This is a genomic window from Nocardia sp. NPDC060255, from assembly GCF_042727395.1.
Lineage (GTDB): Bacteria > Actinomycetota > Actinomycetes > Mycobacteriales > Mycobacteriaceae > Nocardia.
Genome location: NZ_JBHXAU010000044.1, coordinates 11,190 through 35,849, shown reverse-complemented (window position 1 = coordinate 35,849; position 24,660 = coordinate 11,190). Strand labels below are relative to the sequence as shown.

23 protein-coding genes and 1 pseudogene are annotated in these 24,660 nt (G+C 66.4%); 14 read left to right on the top strand and 10 right to left on the bottom strand.

Annotated features, from left to right (window positions below; translation table 11 throughout):
* Positions 1 to 39: 39 nt before the first annotated feature.
* The 6 genes from ACFWF1_RS42640 to ACFWF1_RS42615 form a co-directional block, all read right to left on the bottom strand.
* Positions 40 to 453, bottom strand: coding sequence for a nuclear transport factor 2 family protein (locus ACFWF1_RS42640; RefSeq protein WP_379288750.1), 414 nt, complete (start codon positions 451 to 453; stop codon positions 40 to 42).
* A 122-nt stretch (positions 454 to 575) separates the two neighbouring features.
* A complete protein-coding gene (locus ACFWF1_RS42635; RefSeq protein ID WP_379288748.1) occupies positions 576 to 1,454 on the bottom strand; it encodes a phosphoribulokinase in 879 nt (292 codons plus the stop codon).
* Positions 1,455 to 1,484: 30 nt separating this feature from the next.
* The gene (locus tag ACFWF1_RS42630) at positions 1,485 to 2,564 is read right to left on the bottom strand and encodes a class 1 fructose-bisphosphatase (RefSeq protein ID WP_379288746.1); all 1,080 of its coding nucleotides are present in this window, start codon (positions 2,562 to 2,564) and stop codon (positions 1,485 to 1,487) included.
* A 22-nt stretch (positions 2,565 to 2,586) separates the two neighbouring features.
* Complete coding sequence (locus ACFWF1_RS42625) at positions 2,587 to 3,600, bottom strand: AAA family ATPase (RefSeq protein WP_379288744.1); 1,014 nt, start codon at positions 3,598 to 3,600, stop codon at positions 2,587 to 2,589.
* Positions 3,590 to 4,012, bottom strand: a complete 423-nt coding sequence (locus ACFWF1_RS42620) for a ribulose bisphosphate carboxylase small subunit (RefSeq protein WP_357388778.1) — start codon at positions 4,010 to 4,012, stop codon at positions 3,590 to 3,592. Before ACFWF1_RS42620 ends, ACFWF1_RS42625 begins: the two co-directional genes overlap by 11 nt.
* Positions 4,013 to 4,032: 20 nt before the next feature.
* A complete protein-coding gene (locus tag ACFWF1_RS42615; protein ID WP_379288743.1) occupies positions 4,033 to 5,475 on the bottom strand; it encodes a form I ribulose bisphosphate carboxylase large subunit in 1,443 nt (480 codons plus the stop codon).
* A 368-nt stretch (positions 5,476 to 5,843) separates the two neighbouring features.
* On the opposite strand from ACFWF1_RS42615, the gene ACFWF1_RS42610 reads away from it, so the two are divergent.
* On the top strand, positions 5,844 to 6,713 hold the full coding sequence (locus tag ACFWF1_RS42610) for a LysR family transcriptional regulator (RefSeq protein ID WP_379288741.1): 870 nt from the start codon (positions 5,844 to 5,846) through the stop codon (positions 6,711 to 6,713).
* A complete protein-coding gene (locus ACFWF1_RS42605; protein ID WP_379288789.1) occupies positions 6,608 to 7,075 on the top strand; it encodes a TetR family transcriptional regulator C-terminal domain-containing protein in 468 nt (155 codons plus the stop codon). The genes ACFWF1_RS42610 and ACFWF1_RS42605 overlap by 106 nt, the downstream gene beginning before the upstream one ends.
* On the opposite strand, the gene ACFWF1_RS42600 is transcribed toward ACFWF1_RS42605, so the two are convergent.
* The 4 genes from ACFWF1_RS42600 to ACFWF1_RS42585 all read right to left on the bottom strand — a co-directional run bounded on the left by ACFWF1_RS42600 (position 7,072) and on the right by ACFWF1_RS42585 (position 12,863).
* The gene (locus ACFWF1_RS42600) at positions 7,072 to 8,256 is read right to left on the bottom strand and encodes a chitinase (protein ID WP_379322280.1); all 1,185 of its coding nucleotides are present in this window, start codon (positions 8,254 to 8,256) and stop codon (positions 7,072 to 7,074) included. The genes ACFWF1_RS42605 and ACFWF1_RS42600 overlap by 4 nt on opposite strands.
* A gap of 305 nt (positions 8,257 to 8,561) precedes the next feature.
* Positions 8,562 to 10,877: an FHA domain-containing protein gene (locus ACFWF1_RS42595; protein WP_379288737.1), complete on the bottom strand. Its 2,316-nt coding sequence runs from the start codon at positions 10,875 to 10,877 to the stop codon at positions 8,562 to 8,564.
* Complete coding sequence (locus ACFWF1_RS42590; protein ID WP_379288735.1) at positions 10,874 to 11,317, bottom strand: hypothetical protein; 444 nt, start codon at positions 11,315 to 11,317, stop codon at positions 10,874 to 10,876. Before ACFWF1_RS42590 ends, ACFWF1_RS42595 begins: the two co-directional genes overlap by 4 nt.
* Positions 11,318 to 11,321: 4 nt before the next feature.
* On the bottom strand, positions 11,322 to 12,863 hold the full coding sequence (locus ACFWF1_RS42585; protein ID WP_379288733.1) for a hypothetical protein: 1,542 nt from the start codon (positions 12,861 to 12,863) through the stop codon (positions 11,322 to 11,324).
* A 160-nt stretch (positions 12,864 to 13,023) separates the two neighbouring features.
* Here ACFWF1_RS42585 and ACFWF1_RS42580 point away from each other — a divergent pair, with 160 nt between their 5' ends.
* The 12 genes and pseudogenes from ACFWF1_RS42580 (at position 13,024) to nuoK (ending at position 24,659) form a co-directional block, all read left to right on the top strand.
* Positions 13,024 to 13,434: a hypothetical protein gene (locus tag ACFWF1_RS42580; protein WP_357388762.1), complete on the top strand. Its 411-nt coding sequence runs from the start codon at positions 13,024 to 13,026 to the stop codon at positions 13,432 to 13,434.
* A 539-nt stretch (positions 13,435 to 13,973) separates the two neighbouring features.
* Positions 13,974 to 14,342 (top strand): NADH-quinone oxidoreductase subunit A, encoded by a 369-nt coding sequence (locus tag ACFWF1_RS42575; protein ID WP_379288787.1) that lies wholly within the window; start codon positions 13,974 to 13,976, stop codon positions 14,340 to 14,342.
* Positions 14,343 to 14,392: 50 nt separating this feature from the next.
* Complete coding sequence (locus ACFWF1_RS42570; protein WP_379288731.1) at positions 14,393 to 14,947, top strand: NuoB/complex I 20 kDa subunit family protein; 555 nt, start codon at positions 14,393 to 14,395, stop codon at positions 14,945 to 14,947.
* Positions 14,944 to 15,714, top strand: coding sequence for an NADH-quinone oxidoreductase subunit C (locus ACFWF1_RS42565; RefSeq protein ID WP_379288729.1), 771 nt, complete (start codon positions 14,944 to 14,946; stop codon positions 15,712 to 15,714). The genes ACFWF1_RS42570 and ACFWF1_RS42565 overlap by 4 nt, the downstream gene beginning before the upstream one ends.
* Entirely contained in the window at positions 15,714 to 17,102 is a 1,389-nt protein-coding gene (gene nuoD / locus ACFWF1_RS42560; RefSeq protein WP_379288727.1) for an NADH dehydrogenase (quinone) subunit D, read from the top strand. Before ACFWF1_RS42565 ends, nuoD begins: the two co-directional genes overlap by 1 nt.
* Before the next feature lie 62 nt (positions 17,103 to 17,164).
* The gene (gene nuoE / locus ACFWF1_RS42555) at positions 17,165 to 17,866 is read left to right on the top strand and encodes an NADH-quinone oxidoreductase subunit NuoE (RefSeq protein ID WP_379288785.1); all 702 of its coding nucleotides are present in this window, start codon (positions 17,165 to 17,167) and stop codon (positions 17,864 to 17,866) included.
* Positions 17,867 to 19,222, top strand: a complete 1,356-nt coding sequence (gene nuoF / locus ACFWF1_RS42550) for an NADH-quinone oxidoreductase subunit NuoF (RefSeq protein ID WP_379288725.1) — start codon at positions 17,867 to 17,869, stop codon at positions 19,220 to 19,222.
* Positions 19,219 to 21,702 carry an NADH-quinone oxidoreductase subunit G gene (locus ACFWF1_RS42545; protein ID WP_379288723.1) on the top strand — a complete coding sequence of 828 codons (2,484 nt, stop codon included), beginning with the start codon at positions 19,219 to 19,221 and terminating at the stop codon, positions 21,700 to 21,702. The genes nuoF and ACFWF1_RS42545 overlap by 4 nt, the downstream gene beginning before the upstream one ends.
* Positions 21,695 to 22,924: pseudogene (nuoH, locus tag ACFWF1_RS42540) on the top strand (NADH-quinone oxidoreductase subunit NuoH); the annotation flags it as partial. The gene ACFWF1_RS42545 and the pseudogene nuoH, both read left to right, overlap by 8 nt.
* The gene (gene nuoI / locus ACFWF1_RS42535; protein WP_379288783.1) at positions 22,907 to 23,530 is read left to right on the top strand and encodes an NADH-quinone oxidoreductase subunit NuoI; all 624 of its coding nucleotides are present in this window, start codon (positions 22,907 to 22,909) and stop codon (positions 23,528 to 23,530) included. The pseudogene nuoH and the gene nuoI, both read left to right, overlap by 18 nt.
* Positions 23,527 to 24,363, top strand: a complete 837-nt coding sequence (locus ACFWF1_RS42530) for an NADH-quinone oxidoreductase subunit J (RefSeq protein ID WP_379288721.1) — start codon at positions 23,527 to 23,529, stop codon at positions 24,361 to 24,363. Before nuoI ends, ACFWF1_RS42530 begins: the two co-directional genes overlap by 4 nt.
* Positions 24,360 to 24,659 (top strand): NADH-quinone oxidoreductase subunit NuoK, encoded by a 300-nt coding sequence (gene nuoK, locus ACFWF1_RS42525; RefSeq protein WP_379288719.1) that lies wholly within the window; start codon positions 24,360 to 24,362, stop codon positions 24,657 to 24,659. Before ACFWF1_RS42530 ends, nuoK begins: the two co-directional genes overlap by 4 nt.
* Position 24,660: the final 1 nt, after the last annotated feature.

The following is a 24,660-nucleotide window of genomic DNA, read 5'->3' as shown; positions in this document are numbered from 1 at the left end:
CCGGGCAACCGACGTCGCCGCCGCGCCGCCCACGCCTGCTCAGGAGGCCGACTGGGCCTGGACGGCGGCCATGGCTTCCTCTTGGATGCGCGGGAACTGGGCGGCCATGGCTTCGGAGAGGGCTTGGGCGGCCGAGAGCGGGCGGATCATGACGGTGAAGCTGTCGATCTTGCCGTTGTCGTCGTAGTGCAGGAAGTCGCAGCCGTTGACGGTCTTGCCACCGACCTTCGCCTCGAAGATCAGCGCGTGGTCGCGGCCGTCGGGGTTGGCGATCTCGCGCAGGTAGTGGAAGTCCTCGAAGACGCGCAGCACGCCACGCAGGATGGCGGCGGTGAGCGCCTTGCCGGGGTAGGGCTTGAACGCGACCGGGCTGGTGAACACGACGTTGTCGGCGAGCAGCGCCTCGACCGCCTCGGTGTCTCTGGCTTCGACGGCCTCGCGGAACGTAGTCATCACGGCACCTCGCATATGCAACTCGTTGAATAGGGTCGGTTCGAGGGTAACGCAGAAACTTCCGAGTGGCATCTGCCTCGGCGCCGCGCACCGACGTCGGCGGATCCGGGCCCGGCGAGTGGTCAGCGAGAGCGCTTGGGGCGCTTGTCCATGAGACGCAGGATCAGCGGAGTGAAGATCAGTTGCATGGCCAGTTCCATCTTGCCGCCGGGCACCACGATGCAGTTGGGGCGGGACATGAACGAGTCGTGCAGCATCGACAGCAGGTAGGGGAAGTCGATGACCTTCGGGTCGGCGAAGCGGATGACGACGAAGCTCTCATCGGCGGTGGGGATGCTGCGGGCGATGAACGGGTTCGAGGTGTCCACCGTGGGCACGCGTTGAAAGTTGACGTAGGTATGCGAGAACTGCGGGCAGATGTATTTCACGTAGTCGGGCATCCGCCGCAGGATCGTATCGATCACCGCCTCGCTCGAATATCCGCGCTCGGTCTTGTCCCGGATCACCTTCTGAATCCATTCCAGATTCACGATCGGCACCACCCCGACCAGGAGGTCCGCGTACTGCGCGACATTCACGCTGTCGGTGACGGCGGCACCGTGCAAACCCTCGTAGAACAGCAGATCGCTACCGGGCGCCAGATCCGCCCACGGCGTGAACGTGCCCGCGGGCTGCCCGTGCGGCTTGGCCTCGAGCTCGTCGTGCAGATACTTGCGCACCGACCCGACCCCGGTCTCGCCGTAATCGCGGAACAACGTCTCCAGCTCTTTGAGCAGATTCGCCTCCTCCCCGAAATGCGAGAAGGTCAGATTGCGGCGCTGTTCGGCCTCGGCCATCGCCGTCTTCATCTCGTTGCGGTCATAGCGATGAAACGAATCACCCTCCACCACAACGGCATTGATGCCCTCACGACGGAATATCTCCTGAAAGGTCCGGGTGACGCTGGTCGTTCCCGCACCGGATGATCCGGTGATCGCGACGACGGGATGCTTGACCGACATGACACCTCCTCGATTGCCGGACAACAGATTTCAGTGCGGCGCCGGACGAAACAGCGACCGCGACCCGAACAATGAGCTGTCGAACACATGCCCGTCGTCGGGTTCGCTGTGATAGCGCTCGATCCGTTCGACCTCGTTGCGCGACCCGAAGATCAACGGCACCTGGTGGTGCACCTGCTCGGGCGGCACCTCCAGCACCCGCTCGCCGCCCGTGGTCGCCCACCCGCCGGCCTGCTCGACGATGAACGCGATCGGATTGGCCCCGTAGAGCAACGACACCCGGCCGGGGCGCACCGGCGGGCGATTGTCGTGCGGATACAGATACACCCCGCCCCTGGTCAGGATGTGGAAGGTGTCCGCGACCAGCGACGCCACCCAGCGCATGTTGAAATCGCGCCCGCGCGGGCCCTCCACGCCGTCGAGGCACTCGTGCACATACCGGCGCACCGGCCGCTCCCAGAACCGCTCGTTGGCGGCGTTGATCGCGAACCCGGAGGTGTCCTCGGGGATGCGCATCCGCGGATGGGTCAGCACGAACGCGCCGATCTCGCGGTCGAGGGTGAACCCGTCGACACCGCTGCCGGTGGTGATCACCAGCATGGTCGCCGGGCCGTAGAGGGTGAACCCGGCACAGACCTGACGCACACCGGGTTGCAGGAAGTCATCGGCGGTCGGCGAGCCGTGCTCTCGCTCCGCGGCCCGCAGCACACTGAAAATCGTTCCGACAGGCAGGTTTACATCGATATTGGAGGAACCGTCGAGGGGATCGAAGGCCAGCAGATACTTGCCGCGCCGGTGCGCGTCGGGCACGGGGTGGATGGTCGGCATCTGCTCCGACACCAACGCGGCCAGATGCCCCGTCCATTGGGTCTCACCCACCATGATGTCGTTGGCGATGGCGTCGAGCTTGCGATGCACCGTCGGCGGTAGGTTGTCCGGCTCGGCAGCGCCCAAAGATCCGACGATGGCACCCCGGGTCACCTGGTTGGCGATCATTTTCGTCGCGGTGGCAACGACATTCAGCAACGCGGAGAACTCACCGGACGAGCCGGGGTGCCGATGCTCCTCCTCGATCGTGTACCGGGTGAGCGTCTTCAGTCCCTCTGGCATGGGCGCCTCGATCTCGATCTCGTCACGCTGGGGCCCGCGCGCTCGGGCCGTCCTGCGGTTCGGTGCTGTCGGTGAAGACGCTGCTGCCGTAGACATCCCGGTCGGTCAGCGTGATCAGGTCGGTCTTGGTCAGCGGCCGGTGCAGCTCCACCAGCCGCTTGGCCTGCCGTAACCGGCACCGGTCCAGCGCATTACGGACGCTGCGCGCGTTGGAGAACCGGGGCCGGGTCATCCGCAGTGCCACATACTCGGCGAAGGCGGATTGCGCGGGCGCGTCGAAGTGAAAGTTCTCCCGCGCCACCATCAGTTCGGCGATCCCCATCAGCTCGGCGTGGGTGTAGTCGGCGAACTCCAGGTGATGGCCCACCCGCGAGGACAGGCCGGGATTGGCCGAGAAGAACCGTTCCATCCGGTCCGGGTAGCCGGCGAAGATCACCACCAGGCTGGCGCGTTCACTTTCCATCTCCTGCAACAGGATTTCGATGACCTCCTGACCGTAGTCCCGCTCGTTCTCCGGGCGGAACAGGTAGTACGCCTCGTCGATGAACAGCACCCCACCGGCCGCTTTGGCCAGCGCCTCCTTGGTTTTCGGGGCGGTGTGGCCGATGAACTGGCCGACCAGGTCGTCGCGGGTGACGGTGTGTACCTTGGGTTTCCGGATATAGCCCAGTGCGTGCAGCATTTCGGCCATCCGCAATGCGACGGTGGTTTTGCCGGTGCCGGGACCGCCGGTGAAGCTCATGTGCATGGTGGGCCGCGAGGAGCTCAGGCCGAAACGTTGCCGGGCCCGGTCGATCAGCAGCAGGGCCGCGATCTCGCGTACCCGGCGTTTGACGTTGGCCAGCCCGACGAGTTCGGCGTCGAGCCTGCGCAACGTGTCCTCGACGTCGTTGCCCGCGATGTCGGTCGAAAGATCCAGTACCGCATCGTCATCCAGGATCTCGGGCTCGTCCGGCTCGGCAGCCTCGGCGCGCACCGGCCTGCCGTCGCCGGTGCTGGGACGGTGTAGCCGGAAACCGTTGGCTTCAGCCGCCATACCGCTGTCCCTGGCGGTCGTCGGTGGCGTAGGAGCGCAGGCCGTACTTCTGCTGACGATCCGGTCCTTCCAGGCGGGTCAGCAGGAAGCCCGGTTCGTCGGCCGGGCGCTGCACCAGGAAGCTCAGCGCCGTGGTCTGCCTGCCGAAGCGGGCGTCGTAGGCCAGCACCCGCACATAGTGGCGCGGGAAAGTCGAACGGCAGGCATTGATCTCGGCGAGCACACCGTCGGGCTCGTCCAGATCGAACAGCGGCAGGCCCCACATCTCCCAGTACGCGTTGCGCGGATGGGGGTCGTCGGTGTATTCGATCGACACCGGCCAGCTGTTGAGCAGCGCGTAGCGCACCTGGGCGGCGATCTCCGCGTCGGTGAATTCCGGCAGATACGAAAACGTTCCGTGACGCAGGTACATGAGTTGGGCTCCCAGCGGTTTCAGCGAGTGGCCGTCGGCACCGCATCCGGTGCGTCGGTGGAGGTGTAGTCGAAGGTGACATCGCCCCAGGTCGCCAGCGCGACCTCGAGCGGACGGCAGATCTCGGCGGCCTTACGCAACACGTCCGGGCCTTCTTTGAGCAGATCGCGACCTTCGTTGCGGGCCTTCACGACTGCCTCCAGTGCCACCCGGTTGGCCTCGGCACCCGCCGCGATCCCCAGTGGATGCCCGATGGTGCCGCCACCGAACTGCAGGATCACATCATCGCCGAAAAGGTCCAGCAGCTGGTGCATCTGGCCCGCGTGGATGCCACCGGAGGCCACCGGCATCACTCCGGGCAGGCTCGCCCAGTCCTGATCGAAGAAGATGCCGTTGCCGGGGTTCGCGGGAATGTGGTTGTCCCGCAACGTGTCATAGAAGCCGCGTGTCGTCGCCGGGTCGCCCTCGAGCTTGCCGACCACCGTGCCCGCGTGCAGATGGTCGACCCCGATCAGCCTGCACCACTTGGCCAGCACCCGGAAGCTCACCCCGTGCGTCTTCTGCCTGGTGAAGGTGGAATGCCCGGCCCGGTGCAGATGCAGCAGCAGTCCGTTGCGCCGCGCCCAGTGCGACATCGACTGCATCGCCGTGTATCCCACGGTCAGGTCGATCATGATGACGACACTGCCCAGTTCCTTGGCGAACTCGGCCCGCTCGTACATGTCCTCCATCGACGCCGCGGTGACATTCAGATAGTGGCCCTTGATCTCACCGGTCTCGGCCATGGCGCGGTTGACGCCCTCCATGGCGAACAGGTAACGATCACGCCACCGCATGAACGGCTGCGAGTTGATGTTCTCGTCGTCCTTGGTGAAATCCAGCCCGCCCTTGCATGCCTCATAGATCACCCGGCCGTAATTACGCGCCGACAGACCGAGTTTCGGCTTCACCGTAGCGCCGAGCAGCGGGCGGCCGTATTTGTTCAGATATTCGCGTTCCATCACCGTGCCGTGCGGTGGGCCTTGGAACGTCTTCACGTACGCCACCGGAATCCGCATGTCCTCCAGGCGCAGCGCCAGCAGCGGCTTGAAACCGAACACGTTGCCGATCACCGAGGACGTCAGGTTGGTGATGGAGCCCTCCTCGAACAGGTCGAGATCGTAAGCGACATATGCGAAATACTCGCCGGGCCGCCCCGGCACCTCATCGACCCGGTAGCACTTGGCCTGGTACTTCGAGTGCGCTGTCAGCCGGTCGGTCCACACCACCGTCCATGTCGCCGTGGACGATTCACCCGCCACCGCCGCCGACGCCTCGATCGGATCCACGCCGGGCTGCGGGGTCACCCGGAAAACGGCGAGCACATCGGTATCCGACGGCTGATAGTCCGGCGCGTAATATCCCATCGACGCATACGATTGAACACCCGGATCCCACCGGTCCCGCTCGGTTTCCTCAGCCACAGTTCCTCCTGGCAGTCGCCCGTTACCGGTTGTGCGCCTTACGAATTCCAGGATGACGGCAGCGCCGACAACAAACAATTTGATTGTTCCTGCGAAAGCTCAACGGAATAGTCAGGTTTCACGCGAGCCCGGAAAGGGTAGGAAGAGCCGCGGGCGACGGAAAACTTCCGGAACCCGCTCCGAACACCCCGGGACGCGCACCGTCCCGGGGTGTTCGTGCGCGGCGCGGAAGGGGAGTCACGCACCGCCGTCGGGTTGACCTCGACCAGATCGATGTTTCCACAGATCACCACCCCCGCGCCCCTCCCCCGGAGCCATCAATTCCGTTGGCACCAGAGTCACCGTCGATCGTTTGCTACCGTCGGCAGATGGGAGCGGTCAGTGCGGCCAGAATGGAAACATTCCTGGTGGTCGCCCGCCTCAGCAGCATCCGCCGCGCCGCCACCCAACTACACATCACCGAGGCCGCCGTCTCCGCCGCCGTCGCGCACATCGAAAAACAGCTCGGCGCCAAGCTCATCGCCAAATCCGGCCGCGGCATCACACTCACCGAGGCGGGCCGCATCTACGCCGAATACTGCCGCAGCATCCTCGGTCTGATGAAAGAAGCGCACGCCGCCGTTCAGCAGGCCGAAACCGGCCGACTACGCATCGGCGTCGTCGCCACCGCGGGCGAATACGTCCTGCTGCGCCCCCTCGCCGCCTTCCGCAACCGCTACCCCGACATCGAACTCAGTCTGTCCGTGCACCCCCGCGACGTCCTGTTCCTCGAATTACAGCACCACGAAACAGATCTCGTCATCGCGGGCCGCCCACCCCGCAACGCCGGCCTCGTCGTACGCGCCCGCCGCCCCAGCAACCTCATCGTCGTAGGCGCCACCCACCACGACCCCCTGCACGCCACCTGGCTCCTGCGCGGCCGCGGCTCCGGCACCCGAGACGCCACCCTCGCCCTACTCGACCAACTCGACATCACCCCACCCACCCTCACCCTCGGCAGCCACGGCGCCGTCCTCGCCGCGGCCCGAGAAGGCCTGGGCGTCACCCTCATCCACAGCGACGCCGTCTCCCAAGACCTGGAATCCGGCACCCTCCACATCCTCCCCGTCACCGGCACCCCCCTAGACCGCCCCTGGCACGCCATCACCACCCGAACCCCCACCCCCACCACCCGCCTCTTCCTAACCCACATCCTCGACCCCAAAGAAGTAGGCCCCGCCGCCTTCCACCCCGCCTGAACCCCGCCCGGGCTGACAGCAATGGGTGGCGTGTTGCTTACTGGCTCACCGACCCCGCCGAGCAGCACCGCCGTCGAGTCAGCGTGCTGGTCTGGGCGGAATCGCTGGTCGACGATCGACTGCGGTCCATCGTCGGCGACGGCATCGGCCAACGCGCCCTGGCTCTCGAGGCGATCCGGAGCGGGCAGGCCGCAGGCACGGTGACTCGGCATGCCGACGCCGACGCGATCACCCGGCTCGCTCTCGCGCTCATCCAAGGCTTTGTTCTCCAGCAGGCATGGGAGCCAGGGGTCGACATCGAGGGATACCGTCGCGCCCTCGATCTGGTCATCGACGCCCTGACTCCCCGCCCAGCGGGCTAACGACCCTGCAGGGACTTGACGTTGTTGCCGAAGGTCCAGTTACGGGAGCCATCCCAGTTGATGGACCAGGTCATCAGGCCCTTCAGTGAATTGCTCGCGCCGGTGCCGTAATGGTTCCAGGCCTGGGCGACCAGGTTCGGTGCCATATAGCCACCGCCCGCACCGGACTGAGCCGGAAGGCCCGGGGCTTGCTTGTCATAGGGCACGGTTATCGTGGTGCCCTGAACGATGAGCCCCTTTGCCAGGCAGTCGGTTTGAGCAATGAAGCCCTGGACCGTGCCGGCCTGATACGAGTCGCCCGCGCAGCCGTACATGCTGCCGTTGTAGTACTGCATGTTGAGCCACCACAGGCGGCCGTTGTCGGCGTACTTCTTGATGATCGGCAGGTAGGCGCCCCAGATCGAACCGTAGGTGACGCTACCGCCGGTGACGTAGGCGGTTTCGGGTGCCATGGTCAGGCCGAAACCGGCGGGCATCTGAGCGAGAACGCCATCGATGATGCGCACCAGATTGGCCTGAGAGGTCGACAGGGTTTTGATGTTGCCGCTACCGACGAGACCGGTTTCCAGATCGATGTCGATGCCATCGAAGTTGTACTTCTTCAGGATCGGCACGATGGTCGCGATGAAGCGGTCGGCGACGGCACTGGAGTTGAGGTCGATGCCTGCCGCGGCGCCGCCGATGGACATCAAGATGGTGGAACCGGCCGCCTTGGCCTGGCACATCTCCTCGGGAGTCGCGACCTTCACCGTCGCATCCATCCCGTCCTCCCAGCGGGCGGTGCCATCCGATTCGATGACCGGGAACGCCGCGTTGATGACGTTGTGGCCGTGCGCGGCGATGCGGGAGTCGGTGATCGGGATCCAGCCCATGCCCGGGTGCACACCATTGGACGCACCGTCCCAGTTCTCCCAATACCCTTGCAGCACTTTGCCCGTCGGCTTCGGCTTGGTCGGACACGTGACGTCGCCCGGTGCGGCGGAAACACCCGGAGCGACCGCGACAACCGCGGTACCGATCGCCGCCAATAAAACCATTGCAAATCGGAGCAGTGCCGAGCGGCGGCCGACCCCACGCGAACCATTTCTGGAATTCATAACCCAAGTAGAAACACACCCAGAATGATCAACTCCAATGGCGACAACTGGGGAAACACCGCCCAGAGAATACAACCCGATCAAACCCGCTATTCGACTACCCACCAAATATCCGCACAGATTCTTGCGCACACCTTTCGCTACGGACTACCGAGCCCGAAACCCATTGCGTGTGTCACGGATTCGAGTCATTCCAAGATCATGCGGAACTGGTGCTGTTGGCCTCTCGCGCGATACCTGCACCAATTCCCCATGACCTTGATCGCACCGCGACCACAGGTTGCGCCACGCCCAGATCGGCACTCTCTCTCGGGATCCGCACTGGCAATAGGGCCCTAGAGAGAGTGCAGATCCCGAGAGAGGGTGCAGCTGTTGTCGGTGGCGGCCGGCTACAGCTGACCGTGTTGGGAGTCGAAGGTGACTACGCGGCCGCCGAGTTGGACCTGGGCGCCGGGGGTCAGTTTCATCGGGTGGCCGGGGATGGCTCGGGTCCAGTCCTGGTGGCCCGGTTGGCGGACGTGGGTGCCGTTGGTGGAGCCGCCGTCGATGACGGTGACGTCCCAGTCGATGAGGCGAATCTCGGCGTGCGCGCGCGACATTCCGCCGGAAAGGTCCTCCAGGCGGACGGGTCGCGCGCCACGCGCGACGGCCTCCGCATGTTCGGGTTCGCGACCGAGCACGCAATCGTTGTCGAGGACGAACGAGGTGCCGTCATCGAGCAGCAGCAGGCCCAGCGGCGGCCGGACACCATCGGTCAGCACACAGGTCAGCTGATCCATCCGGATCCCGCAGACCGCACAGAACGACACCCGCGGATCGTTGAGATGATCACGCGCACACTTGAACCCCTTGACCACCGCACCCTGCGCGGCCGCCTCGGGAATAGCGGCACTGTCCAGAACCCGCGCAACCAAGCTCTCCGCAGAGATCATGGTCTCTTGGAAATCCACCTCGCTGAGACGGTCCCGCACCTCCCCGTGTGCGCCGGAATCATGCCCGGGTTGCTCACCGCCGTACGCCTGCCCACGATCCTCCGTTTGCCCCGTGCTCGCGGGCTTGCTCAGATTCGGCGGCATAGCCACATGAGGCAGTGCCGGACTCATGGCAGGCGACTCTTGGCTCGGCCACTCAGGATTCGCACCGGCGGAGTCCTTCGGACGGGGCGGCACGCTCAGCGGCGACGACTCGTCGCTCGACCGCTCCGCATCCACAACGCCATACGAGTAGTGCGGACCCGGCGGAGTCGCCGGCCCGCGCAGCGGCGTCACGCGCACGGGTGCTGAACCTTCATACGGCGCGCTGGCGGACTCGACTGCGTGCCGTGGCAAGTCATCCTCGAGCTCCCCGGTCACGGGCACCGCCGCGCTCGGGAAACCTGGCACGCTTGCCGGTTCCGCTGCGAGATGTTCCGACACATCGGGGTCGACTGGCAGCTCGCTATCGTCCGGCACGGCGGGCTCGCGCGGTATCGCCGATGTGCTGTAGTTCTCTGTTGCCGCATCCAGCGATTCGTCCTGCGTCCACAGATCCGGCACGCGCTGCGGGTCGGCCACGTGCGGGGGCTCGGACGAGCGCGGGGAGTCGGCGAGGTTCGACGCTTGCTGCGGGTCGGACGCGTGTTGGGGTCCGGAGACAGCCGAGAGGTCGGACGCGGGCTGTGGGTCAGAGATGAATTGGGATCCGGATACAGCCGACGGGTCAGCTGCGTTCTGCTGGTCGGATCCGTGTCGGGGCTCGAGCACGCGCTCCCGGTTGGCGATGTCGCGCTGCCGATCGGACAGGTATTGGGGCTCGGACGCGCGCTGTAGGTGTGAGACGTCTTGGGGCCCGGACACAGTCGACGGATCAGACGGGTGTCGGAGGTCGGATGCCTGTTGGAGTCCGGGCATGCCCGACGGGTCGGACGCGCGCTGCGGGTCAGAGATGTGTTGGGGTTCGGACACCGACGACCGGTTGGGTGTGTGCTCCGGGTCGGATACGTATCGTGGGCCGGACACTCGTGACGGGTCGGACGCGCCTGACCCGTCGGACCCGCGCGACTGGCCGGACATCCGTGACGGGTCGAACACGTCGTTGGGCGCGGACTCGCGCCACGGCTCGAACGCATGCTGGGCGTCCGACACGGGCTGCGGTGAGAAAGCAGCTCGCGGAACATCCACCGCGAGAGGCTCGTGACCGGCAGCATCGAACCACAGCACCGCCCCTGCCCCCGGCGCTGTCCCTTCCGTCAATGCGAAAACCCCACGCGCGGGCAGCATCTCGACCTCGGCCCCGACCTCGTCCACGAACAACCCGGCCCCGACTCCCGGTGCGGGCGTCACCACCCGGTCAACGGTGAACCCTGCCTCCCGCCCCCGCAGGATCTCCGACCGCTCCACCCCGGCCAGCACCGCCGTCACCCCACCGTGCAAAAACACCGCGATCCCGCCGTCTCCCGGCGTGATCACCCCGAACTCGACCTCGTCTTCATCCCCGTTCTCCAGCCCCATCAACCAGTTGGTGGCCAACCGCGCCACCGTCCGCCCGCGCCGCCGCGGCTCCTGCGTCCCGGCTTGCCGCACGATCCCGAGCAGCTCCGCCAGCGCCCGCGCCGCCACCGAATCTGTGGTCACCGCGCCGGCGCCTCGATGCGCGACCACCACAACTACACCGCCGGCACCGGCCACCAGGTGGCCGCCGGGGAGAACCTCGATCTGACTACTCACAAGAACCTGCCACCTTGGAAACGCCACCGATGAAACACGACCCGCATCGGCCCATTGACGATGAGCCAGAACACAATCCAGGTGACGATGAACTGAATCAAGAACGCGGTCAGCGATGGATGTAGCGACTCGGGCAACACCACGGTCGTGTATCGGACGAGCACCCACATGAGCGCCCCCTCGTTGACCATGGTGAGGAAGCCGAACAGTGTCGGCCAATCCTTTTCCCAGCGGAACTGTTGCAAGAAATGGTAGAGCAGTTCCCACAGCACCCCGACCAGAACGGTGGCGAGCAGGATTGACAAGGTGACCCGGTAGGCCTGCCCGAGACTCAGCGATCCCGTCGGCAGGAACGGCGTGATGATCAGCGCGACGAAGAACCCGATCACGCTCAGCGCGAGTACCCGGGTCTGCATTCGCCCGTTCAAAGTTGGAAGCATCAGCTCAAATCTTCTTGTTCGTGACCCAGGACCACCACTGCCGCGTCGAGCGCAGCGGACCCATCCGACGGCAGAACCCCAGCGCCGCAAGATCGTCCGCGATCTCCTGCGCGGCGATCTGCAACCCGAGGAAGGTGTCGACGCCGACGAACGGCCCGCCGAGGGTCGCGCTACCGGATGCGTAGATGCGTCCCGTGCCACTTCGCGTGCCGATCAACTCGAACGTGGTGTCCACGTCGAGGCGCCCCACCGGATTACGCCCGGCCCCCGCATGATCCAGCAGATCCGCCAGCAACCGATGCTCACGAATATCGGCTTCGAGCCCGGTGCAGTCGATGATGTAATCGACTGTGGCGTCGAACGGTTGCGTCGGCGGCGGCGTCGGCAACTCCGCGGTCGGATCGGGAATGATCGTGGCGACCACACCCTGCCGCCCCTCGGCGGGCCGCGGCGCCCGCATGGTCCCCGCCATCACCTGATACCAGCCTTGCTTGCGCCCGCGCTTCAACTGCTCCTGCCACGAATACCGGATCGGCGTATTCGTCCCGGAGATCTCCTTGTACGCCTCGGCCCGCTGCTCCCCTTGCAGCGAACGCATCTTCTGCTTGAGCTGCCCGCCCCACACCGACTTCGGATAGTTGAACCCCTGATACGCCCAGCCGTCGGCACCCTTGCGCCGGTTGAACACACTCTTGCCGTGCGATCTGGCGACATAGGTCCGGAACAGATGCAGGATCTGCGTATTCAACTGCAACTTGTCCCGATCATCGATGAGCCGCTGCAAAACCCGGCTCGCCACGATCCCGCTACCGCGAATCAGCACCGTCCCCGGCCTGCGCTGCAACGCCTGATAGACGTGCTCGTGCGGCTCATACGCATTCACCACCCGCGTCGGGTCGCGGTGGGTCTCCCGATACTCCTGCAGATCCGGCAGCAACTTCAGCCCCGGATACCCCACCGCCACATGCACATACGTGCTGCGAAACGCCACCCGCTTGGTCGGCGTCGACCCCGCCGCCGGCGTGAGAATGGTGAAGTACCCACCACCCTGCCGCTTGCGCACCATGCGAACCTGCCCACGATGCAACGAACTCGCATAGTCGATCCGCCGGAACTCCCGCTCCATCCCGACGAACGCCTGCCCCGCACGCGGCGTGTAGTAGTTGGCGAAGATCGGCTCCACGAACACATTCCACAGCGGCCTGATCGACTTGTCCGCGATCGCCTCCCGCACCGCATACGACGGGAAGCCCCACATGTTGTCCGGCTCCGAGGCCGAGTCACTGCGCAACCGCTCGCCGCGCGGAATCTGCGACACCCGCGTCAGATACTCATAGGACGCCCACGGGTGTTCCTGCGGCCCGAGCACCGCCATCGACCGCGCGGGCACCCCGAAGATCCGCAACGTGTCGTAGGTGACGAACGAGCCGATCCCACTGCCGATCGTCACGAACGGCACATCGATCACCGGAATCCCGGTGCTGTCCAGCATTTCATCGGTCCACACGTCGGTATCGACGAGCACCTGGGTTAGATCGCCCCGCATTTCGGGGACTCTACCGGCCGATTCTTACGGATAACTTGCGATCTTCCTTCAGCGGCAAGCACTCCCGATGACGTGCGCGATCGACCGAGCCCGCGACGCGCGGAGGTCGATCTACCCCAACATGCCACGGACGAGACCCTCGCGGAAGTAGCATGCGCTGGTGGCCGACTCGACTCGTTCCACCCCTCTGCGGGTCCTCGTATACAGCAACGACGCCGATACCCGGCGCCAGGTGATCCTGGCACTGGGCAAACACCCGCACCCCGAACTACCGTCCCTCGACTACCTCGAAGTGGCCACCGGCCCCGTGGTGATCGAGCGCATGGACGCGGGCGGTTTCGACCTACTGATCCTCGACGGCGAGTCGGCGCCGACCGGCGGGCTCGGCATCGCCAAGCAACTCAAGGACGAAATCGAGCACTGCCCACCGGTACTCGTGCTCACCGGGCGTCCCGACGACGCCTGGCTGGCCAACTGGTCGCGCGCGGAAGCGGCGGTGTCGCATCCGATCGATCCGATCCGGCTCACCGAGGCGGTCGTCGGGTTGCTGCGCAACCGTTCGGCAGCCTGAAAAGTCCGGTTCCGCATACTCACTTATGCAGAGTGTGTATTAATCAATCGCTCTTGACCTGCACTCGATGCACCGCCGCCAATTCGGACAAACCCGCCGCGTTCGATCCGCAAGGAAGCGGTGAGTTAGCCGCTCGACCTCGCGACCCGATCCTGGCGAACGCCCCGATGACGCCCTGAAAACCGCTGCAATAGCCGGGTTTTCGCAGGACAGACTGACCGGTCAACCAACGTCACGTGACAAGACCCCGGATTACCCCCGTTTCAGTCATGAATCGACGTCGCGAATTCGATCAAACGCAGCGACCAAACGTGCAGCACTCAGAGCGATCAGTTGTAGGCTGTGCCCTAGCTCACACCAGCGCGGGTACCAGCCCTACTCGCGTCGAGCAGGCCATGGGGCGTGCCTGGCCGAGGCGGACAACGACGTCAGCCCGCCTCGGAAGCTGCCGTCCGGCAACGGACGACCCACCCGCAAGCTCCAGCTCGCAAGGAGGGGCTAGCGCAGAGTAAAGGGAGAGCGCAGTCGTGAATATCGAGATGCCCACTCTGGTCTTAGGCGCGATCGCCGCGGCGTTCGCGGTGTTCTCCATCGTCATGGCGGCCCTGGTCGGGCCGAAGCGGTACAACCGGGCCAAGCTCGAGGCGTACGAATGCGGCATCGAGCCGACACCGCATGCCATCGCGGGCGGCCCGGGAAACGTGACGGGCCAACGCTTTCCGGTGAAGTACTACCTCACCGCCATGCTGTTCATCATCTTCGACATCGAGATCGTGTTCCTCTACCCGTGGGCAGTCCACTTCGATGCGCTCGGTCTCTTCGGTCTTGCCGCGATGGCGTTGTTCATCTTCAACGTCTCGGTGGCATACGCCTACGAGTGGCGACGCGGTGGGCTCAGCTGGGAGTGATTGCCGCGCAACGTGTTCGGGCGACGAGTGGAAGTGAAGGTTAGTCGGATATGGGGTTAGAGGAAAAACTGCCCAGCGGATTCCTGCTGAGCACCGTCGAGGATTTCGCCGGGTTCATGCGTAAGGGCTCGTTGTGGCCCGCAACCTTCGGCCTCGCCTGCTGCGCCATCGAGATGATGGCAACGGGCGGTGGCCGTTTCGACATCGCCCGCTTCGGCATGGAGGCGTTCCGCGCCTCGCCGCGGCAGGCCGATCTGATGATCGTCGCCGGGCGGGTCAGCCAGAAGATGGCCCCGGTGCTGCGTCAGGTCTACGACCAGATGACCGAGCCGAAATGGGTACTCGCCATGGGCGTTTGCGCGTCCTCGGGCGGCATGTTCAACAACTACGCCATCGTGCAGGGCGTCGACCACGTGGTCCCGGTCGACATCTACCTGCCCGGCTGCCCGCCGCGCCCGGAGATGCTGTTGAACGCGATCCTGGCGCTGCACGCCAAGATTCAGGAGTCGCCGCTCGGCGTCAATCGCGAAGAGGCCATCAAGGCCGCCGAAGCCGCGGCGCTGGCCTCGACGCCGACCATCCGGATGGAGGGTCTGCTGCGATGACGTTCGATTCCGCCGACAACACCACCACCGCGCAGGACGACACCGACGCGGCCGCGACGGCAGGACCGGAAGGCACCCTGCCCGGCGAGGACGAGCAGCAGGCCGGCGCCGAGGTAATCGGCGTGCGGCACGGCATGTTCGGTGTCACCGGCTCCGGCGACACCTCCGGCTACGGCGGCCTGGTCCGCCCGGTCAGCCTGCCCGGCAGTACGCCGACACCGTACGGCGGCTACTTCGACGAGGTCGTCGACGCGTTGCGTACCGCGCTCGGCGCGGCAGGCACCCGGTTGGAGACCGCGCTGGAGAAGATCGTCGTGTTCCGCGGCGAACTCACCCTGCACGTGCACCGCGAGCACCTGGTGGCCGTCGCGCAGGTGTTGCGTGACCATCCCGCACTGCGTTTCGAGCTGAGCCTCGGCGTGAGCGGCGTGCATTACCCCGACGACGCGGGCCGCGAACTGCACGCGGTGTATCCGCTCATGTCGATCACGCACAACCGGCGGCTGCGCGTCGAGGTGTCCACCCCCGACACCGATCCGCACATTCCGTCGCTGTACGGGGTGTATCCGACCACCGACTGGCACGAGCGGGAAACCTACGACTTCTTCGGCATCATCTTCGACGGGCACCCCTCGCTCACTCGAATTCTGATGCCCGACGACTGGCGCGGTCACCCCCAGCGCAAGGACTACCCGCTGGGCGGGATCCCGGTCGAGTACAAGGGCGCGCGGATACCGCCGCCCGACGAGCGGAGGGCGTACAACTAATGACTGCATCGCGAAGCGATTCCGTGAGGGGTGGCGGTCGGGCGACGGGTGGGCTGAACGAAACAGACATCCGGCCCGACGTCGCAGGCGACGCTGGGCCGGAACCCACTGTTGTCACCGTCGCCGGTCAGGACTGGGAAGAAGTCTCCGACTCGCTGCGCGGCGCCGGTGAAGAACGCATCGTCGTCAACATGGGCCCGCAGCACCCGTCCACGCACGGCGTGCTGCGGCTCATCCTCGAGATCGAGGGCGAGACGGTCACCGAGGCCCGCTGCGGCATCGGCTACCTGCACACCGGCATCGAGAAGAACCTGGAGTTCCGCAACTGGACCCAGGGCGTCACGTTCGTCACCCGGATGGACTACCTGTCGCCGTTCTTCAACGAGACGGCGTACTGCCTCGGCGTGGAGAAGCTCCTCGACATCACCGAGGCGATCCCGGAGCGGGTCAGCATCATTCGGGTCATGCTGATGGAGCTCAACCGGATCTCCTCGCACCTGGTGGCGCTGGCCACCGGCGGCATGGAGCTCGGCGCGCTCACCCCGATGCTGTTCGGTTTCCGCGAACGCGAACTGATCCTCGACGTGTTCGAGACGATCACCGGCCTGCGGATGAACCACGCCTACATCCGGCCGGGCGGCCTGGCGCAGGACCTGCCCGACGACGGCGTCGCGAAAGTCCGTGAGCTGCTTGCCCTTATGCCCAAACGGCTCAAGGACATGGAACAGCTGCTCACCTCGAACCCGATCTGGAAGGCCCGCACGCAGAACATCGGCTACCTGAACCTGCAGGGCTGCATGGCCCTCGGGATCACCGGCCCGGTGCTGCGCGCCACCGGCCTGCCGCACGATCTGCGCAAGGCGCAGCCGTACTGCGGGTACGAGAACTACGAATTCGACATCCCCACCACCACGGGCTGTGACTGCTACGGCCGCTACGTGATTCGGGTGGACGAGATGAAGGAATCGCTCAAGATCGTCGAACAGTGCCTGGACAAGCTGCGTCCCGGTCCGGTGATGGTCGACGACAAGAAGATCGCCTGGCCCGCCGACCTGCAGCTCGGCCCGGACGGACTCGGCAACTCCCCCAAGCACATCGGCAAGATCATGGGCACGTCCATGGAGGGACTCATCCACCACTTCAAGCTGGTCACCGAGGGCATCCGGGTGCCGGCCGGTCAGGTGTACACCGCCGTCGAGTCACCGCGCGGCGAGCTCGGCGTGCACATGGTCAGCGACGGCGGCACCCGGCCCTACCGGGTGCACTACCGCGACCCCTCGTTCACCAATCTGCAAGCGGTAGCGGCGACTTGCGAAGGCGGCATGGTCGCCGACGTGATCGCCGCGGTCGCGAGTATCGACCCCGTCATGGGCGGAGTGGACCGATGAATGATGCATCGCGAAGCGATTCGATGAGGGGTGGTGGCCGGGTGACGGGTGGGCCCGAAATCATGCTCAAGCTCAGCACCCGGCCCGAACCGTTCCAGCCGTTCATCCGTGAGCGGCTCGAACTGGACGCCAAGGAGATCATCGGCCGTTACCCGGAACCGCGGTCGGCGCTGCTGCCGCTGCTGCACCTGGTACAGGCCGAAGAGGGCTGTGTCACCGGTACCGGCATCGACTTCTGTGCCGACCAGCTGGGATTGACCGGCGCCGAGGTCACCGCGGTGGCCACGTTCTACTCGATGTACCGGCGCACCCCGACCGGCGACTACCACGTCGGCGTGTGCACCAACACGCTATGCGCGGTGATGGGTGGCGACGCCATTCTCGCCGCGCTGGAACAGCATCTGGGCGTCGGCCACGGCGAGACCACCGCCGACGGGAAGATCACCCTCGAGCATGTCGAGTGCAACGCGGCCTGCGATTTCGCGCCGGTGATCATGGTCAACTGGGAGTTCTTCGACAACCAGACCCCGGAATCGGCGCAGGCCCTGGTGGATTCGCTGCGCGCGGGTCAGCAGGTGACGCCGACTCGTGGCGCGCCGCTGTGCACGTTCAAGGAGACCGCGCGCATCCTGGCCGGTTTCCCCGACGAGCGACCCGGCGTGCTCGATCACGCGGCAGGCGAGGCCACCCTGGCCGGTCTGCATGCCGCGCGCGAGCAGAACATGAATGCTCCTGGGCCGCAACAGGATTCGGAGGGCGCCTAAATGACGCTGACCCCTGTACTCAGCAGGTACTGGGATGACCCGCAGTCATGGACGATGGACACCTACCGTCGCCACGACGGCTACCAGGGACTGCGCAAGGCGCTGGCGATGGAGCCGGACCAGGTCATCCAGACCGTCAAGGACGCCGGACTGCGCGGCCGCGGCGGCGCGGGCTTCCCGACGGGCATGAAGTGGAGCTTCATCCCGCAGGGCGCCGGACCCGACGGCGTGATGAAACCGCACTACCTGGTCGTCAACGCCGACGAGTCCGAACCCGGTACGTGCAAAGACATTCCGTTGATGCTGTCGAGTCCGCACGCGCTGATCGAGGGCATCATCATCGGCTCCTACGCCATCCGTGCCGCGCACGCGTTCATCTACGTGCGCGGTGAAGTGGTGCCGGTGCTGCGCCGACTGCAAGCCGCGGTCGCGCAGGCCTACGAGGCGGGGTTCCTGGGGCGCAACATCCTCGGCTCCGGCTACGACCTCGAACTCATCGTGCACGCCGGAGCGGGTGCCTACATCTGCGGTGAGGAAACCGCGCTGCTCGATTCCCTGGAAGGCCGTCGCGGCCAGCCGCGACTGCGTCCGCCGTTCCCCGCCGTCGCGGGTCTCTACGCCTGCCCGACCGTGGTGAACAACGTGGAATCCATCGCCAGCGTGCCTGCGATCCTGCTCAACGGCACCGCCTGGTTCCGGTCGATGGGGAGCGAGAAGTCTCCTGGCTTCACGCTCTACTCGCTCTCGGGGCACGTGAACCGGCCCGGACAGTACGAGGCACCGCTCGGCGTCACGCTGCGCGAACTGCTCGGCTACGCCGGTGGCGTGCGCACCGGGCACACGGTGAAATTCTGGACCCCGGGTGGTTCGTCCACCCCGCTGTTCACCGACGCTCACCTCGACGTGCCGCTCGACTACGAGGGTGTCGCCACGGCCGGATCCATGTTGGGCACCAAGGCTTTACAGATCTTCGACGACACCACCTGCGTGGTGCGTGCCGTGCTGCGCTGGACCGAGTTCTACATGCACGAGTCCTGCGGCAAGTGCACCCCGTGCCGGGAAGGCACGTACTGGCTCGTCCAGCTGCTGCAACGGATCGAGTCCGGCCGGGGCACCGAATCGGATCTGGACAAGCTGCTCGACATCAGCGACACGATCAACGGCAAGTCGTTCTGCGCGCTCGGCGACGGCGCGGCGAGCCCGATCATCTCGTCGCTGAAGTACTTCCGCGACGAGTACGTCGAGCACGTCACCAGCGGCGGCTGCCCGTTCGATCCGGCGCGGACCACCGCGTGGGCGAACGGCGTTGCGGCCGTGCCGCATTCGCGTAATCAGGACACGGAAGGAGTGCGATGACCGCCACCGTGAACGCTAATACCAGCGGAGTGGTGCCCGCGGATCTGGTGTCCGTGACGATCGACGACACCACGGTCAGCGTGCCCGCAGGCACCCTGGTGATCCGGGCCGCCGAGCTGATCGGCATCCAGATCCCGCGCTTCTGCGACCACCCGCTGCTCGACCCGGTCGGCGCGTGCCGTCAGTGCATCGTCGAGGTCGAGGGCCAGCGCAAGCCGGTCGCCTCGTGCACCATGACCGTCACCGACGGCATGGTGGTGCGCACCCAGCTCACCTCCCCGGTCGCCGACAAGGCGCAGGAGGGCGTGATGGAGCTGCTGCTCATCAACCACCCGCTCGACTGCCCGGTGTGCGACAAGGGCGGTGAGTGCCCGCTGCAGAACCAGGCGATGTCCACCGGTCGCGCCGAAACCCGGTTCGAGGGCGAGAAGCGCACCTATCCGAAGCCGATTCCGCTGTCCACCGCGGTGCTGCTGGACCGGGAACGCTGCGTGCTGTGCGCGCGCTGCACCCGGTTCTCCCAGCAGGTCGCCGGTGACCCGTTCATCGAACTGCTGGAACGTGGTGCGCTGCAACAGGTCGGCACGGCGCAGGCCGAGCCGCTGGATTCCTACTTCTCCGGCAACACCGTGCAGGTGTGCCCGGTCGGCGCGCTGACCGGCACCAGCTACCGGTTCCGGGCCCGCCCGTTCGATCTGGTGTCGAGCCCGAATGTGTGTGAGCACTGCGCTTCCGGGTGCGCCCAGCGCACCGATCACCGGCGCGGCAAGGTGCTGCGCCGGCTGGCCGGGGACGACCCGCAGGTCAACGAGGAATGGAACTGCGACAAGGGCCGCTGGGCGTTCGCCTACGCGACCGAACGTGACCGGCTCACCACGCCACTGGTGCGCGGCTGGGACGGCAACCTCGCACCGGCTTCGTGGTCCGAGGCGCTCGCCGCGGCCGCGGAGGGGTTGGCTGCCGCGTTCGGCAGCGCGGGTGTCCTCGTCGGTGGCCGAGTCACCGAAGAGGACTCCTACGCCTACGCCAAGTTCGCGCGAATCGCGTTGGGCACCAACGATGTCGACTTCCGCGCCAGGGCGCACTCGGCCGAGGAGGCGGACTTCCTCGCCGCCCGCGTCGCGGGCCAGGGCATGGCGGTCAGCTACGACGACCTGGAGTCCGCGCCGATCGTGCTGCTCGTCGGCTTCGAGCCGGAGGAAGAGTCGCCGATCGTCTACCTGCGGCTGCGCAAGGCCGCACGGAAGCGCCGCCTGCCGATCTACTCGATGGCGCCGTATTCCTCGCGTGGTCTGGATCGGATGTCGGGCAGGCTGATACAGGCGATGCCCGGTGCCGAGCCGCACCTGCTCGATGCCGTGCGTACCGGCGAAACCGCCACTGCGGGAGCCGATCCCACGCAGATCGCCGATGTGGCGCGACTGCTGCGCGAACCCGGCGCGGTGATCATGGTCGGTGAGCGGATGGCCGGGATTCCCGGTGCGCTGTCCGCCGCCGTCCGGCTGGCCGACGAGACCGGCGCCGCGCTGGCGTGGGTGCCGCGTCGGGCCGGTGAGCGTGGTGCGGTCGAGGCCGGTGCGTTGCCGGGCCTGCTGCCCGGCGGTCGCCCGGTCGCCGATCCGCTTGCCCGCCAACAGGTTCGGGCCGTGTGGAATGTGCCGGACCTGCCCGTCACGGCCGGTCGCGATACCGCCGCCATCCTCGAAGCCGCGCCCGGGCTCGGTGCGCTGGTGATCGGTGGCGTCGACGTCGCCGACCTGCCGGACCCGAGCGGTGCGCTGGCCGCCATCGATGCGGCACGTTTCGTCGTCAGCCTGGAACAGCGGCACAGCGCGGTCACCGACCGTGCCGACGTCGTGTTCCCGGTCGCCACGGCCATGGAGAAGTCCGGCACCTTCCGCAACTGGGAGGGCAGGCCGCGTCCGTTCGCCGCCGCGCTGGGCGACGACATGGTGCGCCGCCAGTCCGCCCCGCTCTCGGATCAGCGTGTGCTGCAAGCGATTGCCGACGAGATGAAGGTGCGCCTCGGCCTGCCCGACACCGATGCGGCCCGCGCCGAACTCGCCGAACTCGGCGCCTGGGACGGCGCGGCCGTCGCGGCGCCCGCACACCGGCCACATCCGCTGACCCAGCCGGGACCCGGCACCGCGGTGCTGGCCAGCTGGCGGATGCTGCTCGACCTGGGCCGCCTGCAGGACGGCGAACCCAACCTGGCAGGCATCGCCCGCACTCCGGTCGTCCGGCTGTCCCCCGCGACCGCGGCCGAAATCGGTGCCGCGACAGACGATCTGGTGACCGTCGCCAGCGACCACGGCACCGTCACGCTGCCGCTGGTCATCACCGACCTGCCCGACCGGGTGGTCTGGCTGCCGCAGCACTCACCGGGCAGCTCGATCGCCGAACAGTTGGCCACCCAGCCCGGCGGCATCGTCGCGCTGCGGCGGGCCGACGAGAGGATGAAGGAGCACAGGCATGAGTGACCTCAGTTTGTTCGGCCACGATCCCCTGTGGTTGGTGATCGGGAAGTCCGTCGCCATCTTCATCTTCCTGCTGCTCATTCCGATGATCGCGGTGGTCGCGGAGCGAAAGATCGTGGCGCGCATGCAGATGCGCATCGGCCCGAACCGGATCGGCCCGTTCGGCATGCTGCAGAGCATCGCCGACGGCGTCAAGATGGCGCTCAAGGAAGACATCGTCCCGGCCATCGTGGACAAGCCGATCTTCATCATGGCGCCGATCATCTCGCTGATCCCGGCCGTGATGGCGTTCGCGGTGATCCCGTTCGGGCCCGAGGTTTCCGTCTTCGGTCACCACACCGCCCTGCAGCTCACCGACATGCCGGTGGCGGTGCTCTACATCCTCGCGATCACCTCGATCGGCGTGTACGGCATCGTGCTCGCCGGGTGGTCGTCGGGTTCCACGTATCCGCTGCTCGGCGGGCTGCGCTCGACCGCGCAGGTGATCTCCTACGAGATCGCGATGGCGCTGTGCTTCGCCACCGTGTTCCTGCTCGGCGGCACCATGTCCACCTCGGGCATCGTTGCCGCACAGCACGACACCTGGTACGTCTTCCTGCTGCTGCCCTCGTTCCTGATCTACTGCGTCTCCATGGTCGGTGAGACGAACCGGGCACCGTTCGACCTGCCCGAGGCCGAGGGCGAACTGGTCGGCGGCTTCCACACCGAGTACTCCTCGCTGAAGTTCGCCATGTTCATGATGGCCGAATACATCAACATGGCAACGGTTTCCGCGCTCGCCACCACCCTGTTCCTCGGTGGCTGGCACGCGCCGTGGCCGTTGAGCCTGTGGGCAGGCGCCAACACCGGCTGGTGGCCGGTGCTGTGGTTCACCGCCAAGGTGTGGGGCTTCCTGTTCGTGTTCATCTGGTTGCGCGGCACCTTGCCTCGCCTGCGTTACGACCAGTTCATGAACCTCGGCTGGAAACTGCTCATCCCGACCTCGCTGCTGTGGGTGATGCTGGTCGGCGGCGCACGGGTGCTGCAGGCCGAGGGCTATCACGTGCAGACTCCGGCGCTCGTCATCGGCGGCCTGGTGATCTCGGTCCTGCTGATCGGCACGTTCCTGCGGGCCGGACGCCGCGGTGGCGCGGCGCCACCGGCCGAGCCGGAACCCGCGGCGGCGACCGCGGATACCGCGGTGTTCCTCGGGTTCCCGACACCGCCGCTGCCCGAACATCCCCGCGACGTCGCCAAATCGGGGCTGTTCGATCCGCTGGCCGGGTTCCTGGTCACCGCGGCGACCATGTTCAAGAAGCCGAACACCGAGTTCTATCCGGAACAGAAGGTGCCGACCGCGCCGCGCTACCACGGCCGTCATCAGCTCAATCGGCACCCGGACGGTCTGGAGAAGTGCATCGGCTGCGAGCTGTGCGCCTGGGCCTGCCCCGCCGACGCCATCTTCGTCGAAGGCGCGGACAACACCGAGACCGCACGCTTTTCGCCCGGTGAGCGGTACGGGCAGGTCTATCAGATCAACTACCTGCGCTGTATCGGCTGCGGACTGTGCATCGAGGCCTGCCCGACCCGGGCACTGACCATGACCAACGACTACGAGATGACCGACGACAACCGCGCCGGCCTCATCTACGAGAAGGACCGGCTGCTCGCGCCGCTGCAGCCGGGCATGACCGCACCACCGCACGCCATGCAGCCGGGCGCCGACGAGGGCGACTACTACCTCGGCAACGTGCTGGGCAGCATCCAGGAAACCAACGGCAGCAACGGAAACGCCGCGCCGGACAGTCCGAAAGAGCCCGTCGTGGCGGGCGTGGAAGGAGGGTCGCGGTGAACGAATTCATCCTCGCCGCCGAGCCGCTCACCCGGACCTCCACCGGCGAGGCGGTGGACTTCTGGGTGCTCGCGCCGCTGGCCGTGGTCGGCGCGCTCGGCATGGTGTTCGCCCGCAAGGCCGTGCATTCCGCGATCTGCCTGGCCGCCACCATGATCGTGCTCGCCGTGTTCTACATGGCCCAGGACGCGCTGTTCCTCGGCGTGGTGCAGATCGTCGTCTACACCGGCGCGGTCATGATGCTGTTCCTGTTCGTGCTCATGCTGGTCGGTGTCGACTCCACCGAATCGCTGAAGGAAAACCTGCGCGGGCAACAACTCGCGGCGGCCGCGGTCGGCCTCGGGTTCGGCCTGCTGCTGATCAGCGGCATCGCCCGCGGCATCCGCGAATCCGGAATCGCTTTCCCGGCAACCGGATTCGCCGGACGCGACGTGATCGGCGAGCTCGCCGAGCTGATCTTCGTCCGCTACGTGTGGGCGTTCGAGCTCACCGGTGCGCTGCTCATCACCGCCACCATCGGCGCGATGGTGCTCGCGCACCGCGAGCAGTTCGGGCCGAAGATCGGCCAGCGGGAAATGTCGGTGCGCCGGTTCCGCGAGGCGGGCCACCGCGCCACCCCGCTGCCGACGCCCGGCGTCTACGCCAGGCACAACGCGGTCGACATTCCGGCCAGGCTGCCCGACGGGTCCTTCGAGGAACTGTCGGTCAGCACCATTCTGCGGCACCGCCGCACCCGGGCGCTGACCGAAGCGGCCGTTATCTCGGTCGCGGCGGACGATGCGGTGCCCGTCGGCGCGACCGAGAACCAGAGCGACGAGGAAGGCAACCGGTGAATCCCCAGAACTACCTGTTCCTGTCCGCCTTGCTGTTCACCATCGGCGCGGCCGGAGTGCTGTTGCGGCGCAACGCCATCGTGGTGTTCATGTGCATCGAGCTGATGCTCAACGCGGCGAACCTGGCCTTCGTCACCTTCGCCAGGCTGCACGCCAACCTGGACGGCCAGGTGTTCGCGTTCTTCACCATGGTGGTCGCCGCGGCCGAAGTCGTTGTCGGCCTTGCCATCATCATGACCATCTTCCGTGCCCGCCGCTCGACCTCGGTCGACGACGCCAACCTGTTGAAGTTCTGAG

What these genes read in the sequence shown, in the direction of transcription:
- ACFWF1_RS42640 (WP_379288750.1), bottom strand. Translation starts at nt 453, where the DNA reads ATGACTACGTTCCGCGAGGCCGTCGAAGCCAGAGACACCGAGGCGGTC.
- ACFWF1_RS42635 (WP_379288748.1), bottom strand. Translation starts at nt 1,454, where the DNA reads ATGTCGGTCAAGCATCCCGTCGTCGCGATCACCGGATCATCCGGTGCG.
- ACFWF1_RS42630 (WP_379288746.1), bottom strand. Translation starts at nt 2,564, where the DNA reads ATGCCAGAGGGACTGAAGACGCTCACCCGGTACACGATCGAGGAGGAG.
- ACFWF1_RS42625 (WP_379288744.1), bottom strand. Translation starts at nt 3,600, where the DNA reads ATGGCGGCTGAAGCCAACGGTTTCCGGCTACACCGTCCCAGCACCGGC.
- ACFWF1_RS42620 (WP_357388778.1), bottom strand. Translation starts at nt 4,012, where the DNA reads ATGTACCTGCGTCACGGAACGTTTTCGTATCTGCCGGAATTCACCGAC.
- ACFWF1_RS42610 (WP_379288741.1), top strand. Translation starts at nt 5,844, where the DNA reads ATGGGAGCGGTCAGTGCGGCCAGAATGGAAACATTCCTGGTGGTCGCC.
- ACFWF1_RS42590 (WP_379288735.1), bottom strand. Translation starts at nt 11,317, where the DNA reads ATGCTTCCAACTTTGAACGGGCGAATGCAGACCCGGGTACTCGCGCTG.
- ACFWF1_RS42585 (WP_379288733.1), bottom strand. Translation starts at nt 12,863, where the DNA reads ATGCGGGGCGATCTAACCCAGGTGCTCGTCGATACCGACGTGTGGACC.
- ACFWF1_RS42575 (WP_379288787.1), top strand. Translation starts at nt 13,974, where the DNA reads ATGCCCACTCTGGTCTTAGGCGCGATCGCCGCGGCGTTCGCGGTGTTC.
- ACFWF1_RS42570 (WP_379288731.1), top strand. Translation starts at nt 14,393, where the DNA reads ATGGGGTTAGAGGAAAAACTGCCCAGCGGATTCCTGCTGAGCACCGTC.
- ACFWF1_RS42565 (WP_379288729.1), top strand. Translation starts at nt 14,944, where the DNA reads ATGACGTTCGATTCCGCCGACAACACCACCACCGCGCAGGACGACACC.
- nuoD (WP_379288727.1), top strand. Translation starts at nt 15,714, where the DNA reads ATGACTGCATCGCGAAGCGATTCCGTGAGGGGTGGCGGTCGGGCGACG.
- nuoE (WP_379288785.1), top strand. Translation starts at nt 17,165, where the DNA reads ATGCTCAAGCTCAGCACCCGGCCCGAACCGTTCCAGCCGTTCATCCGT.
- nuoF (WP_379288725.1), top strand. Translation starts at nt 17,867, where the DNA reads ATGACGCTGACCCCTGTACTCAGCAGGTACTGGGATGACCCGCAGTCA.
- ACFWF1_RS42545 (WP_379288723.1), top strand. Translation starts at nt 19,219, where the DNA reads ATGACCGCCACCGTGAACGCTAATACCAGCGGAGTGGTGCCCGCGGAT.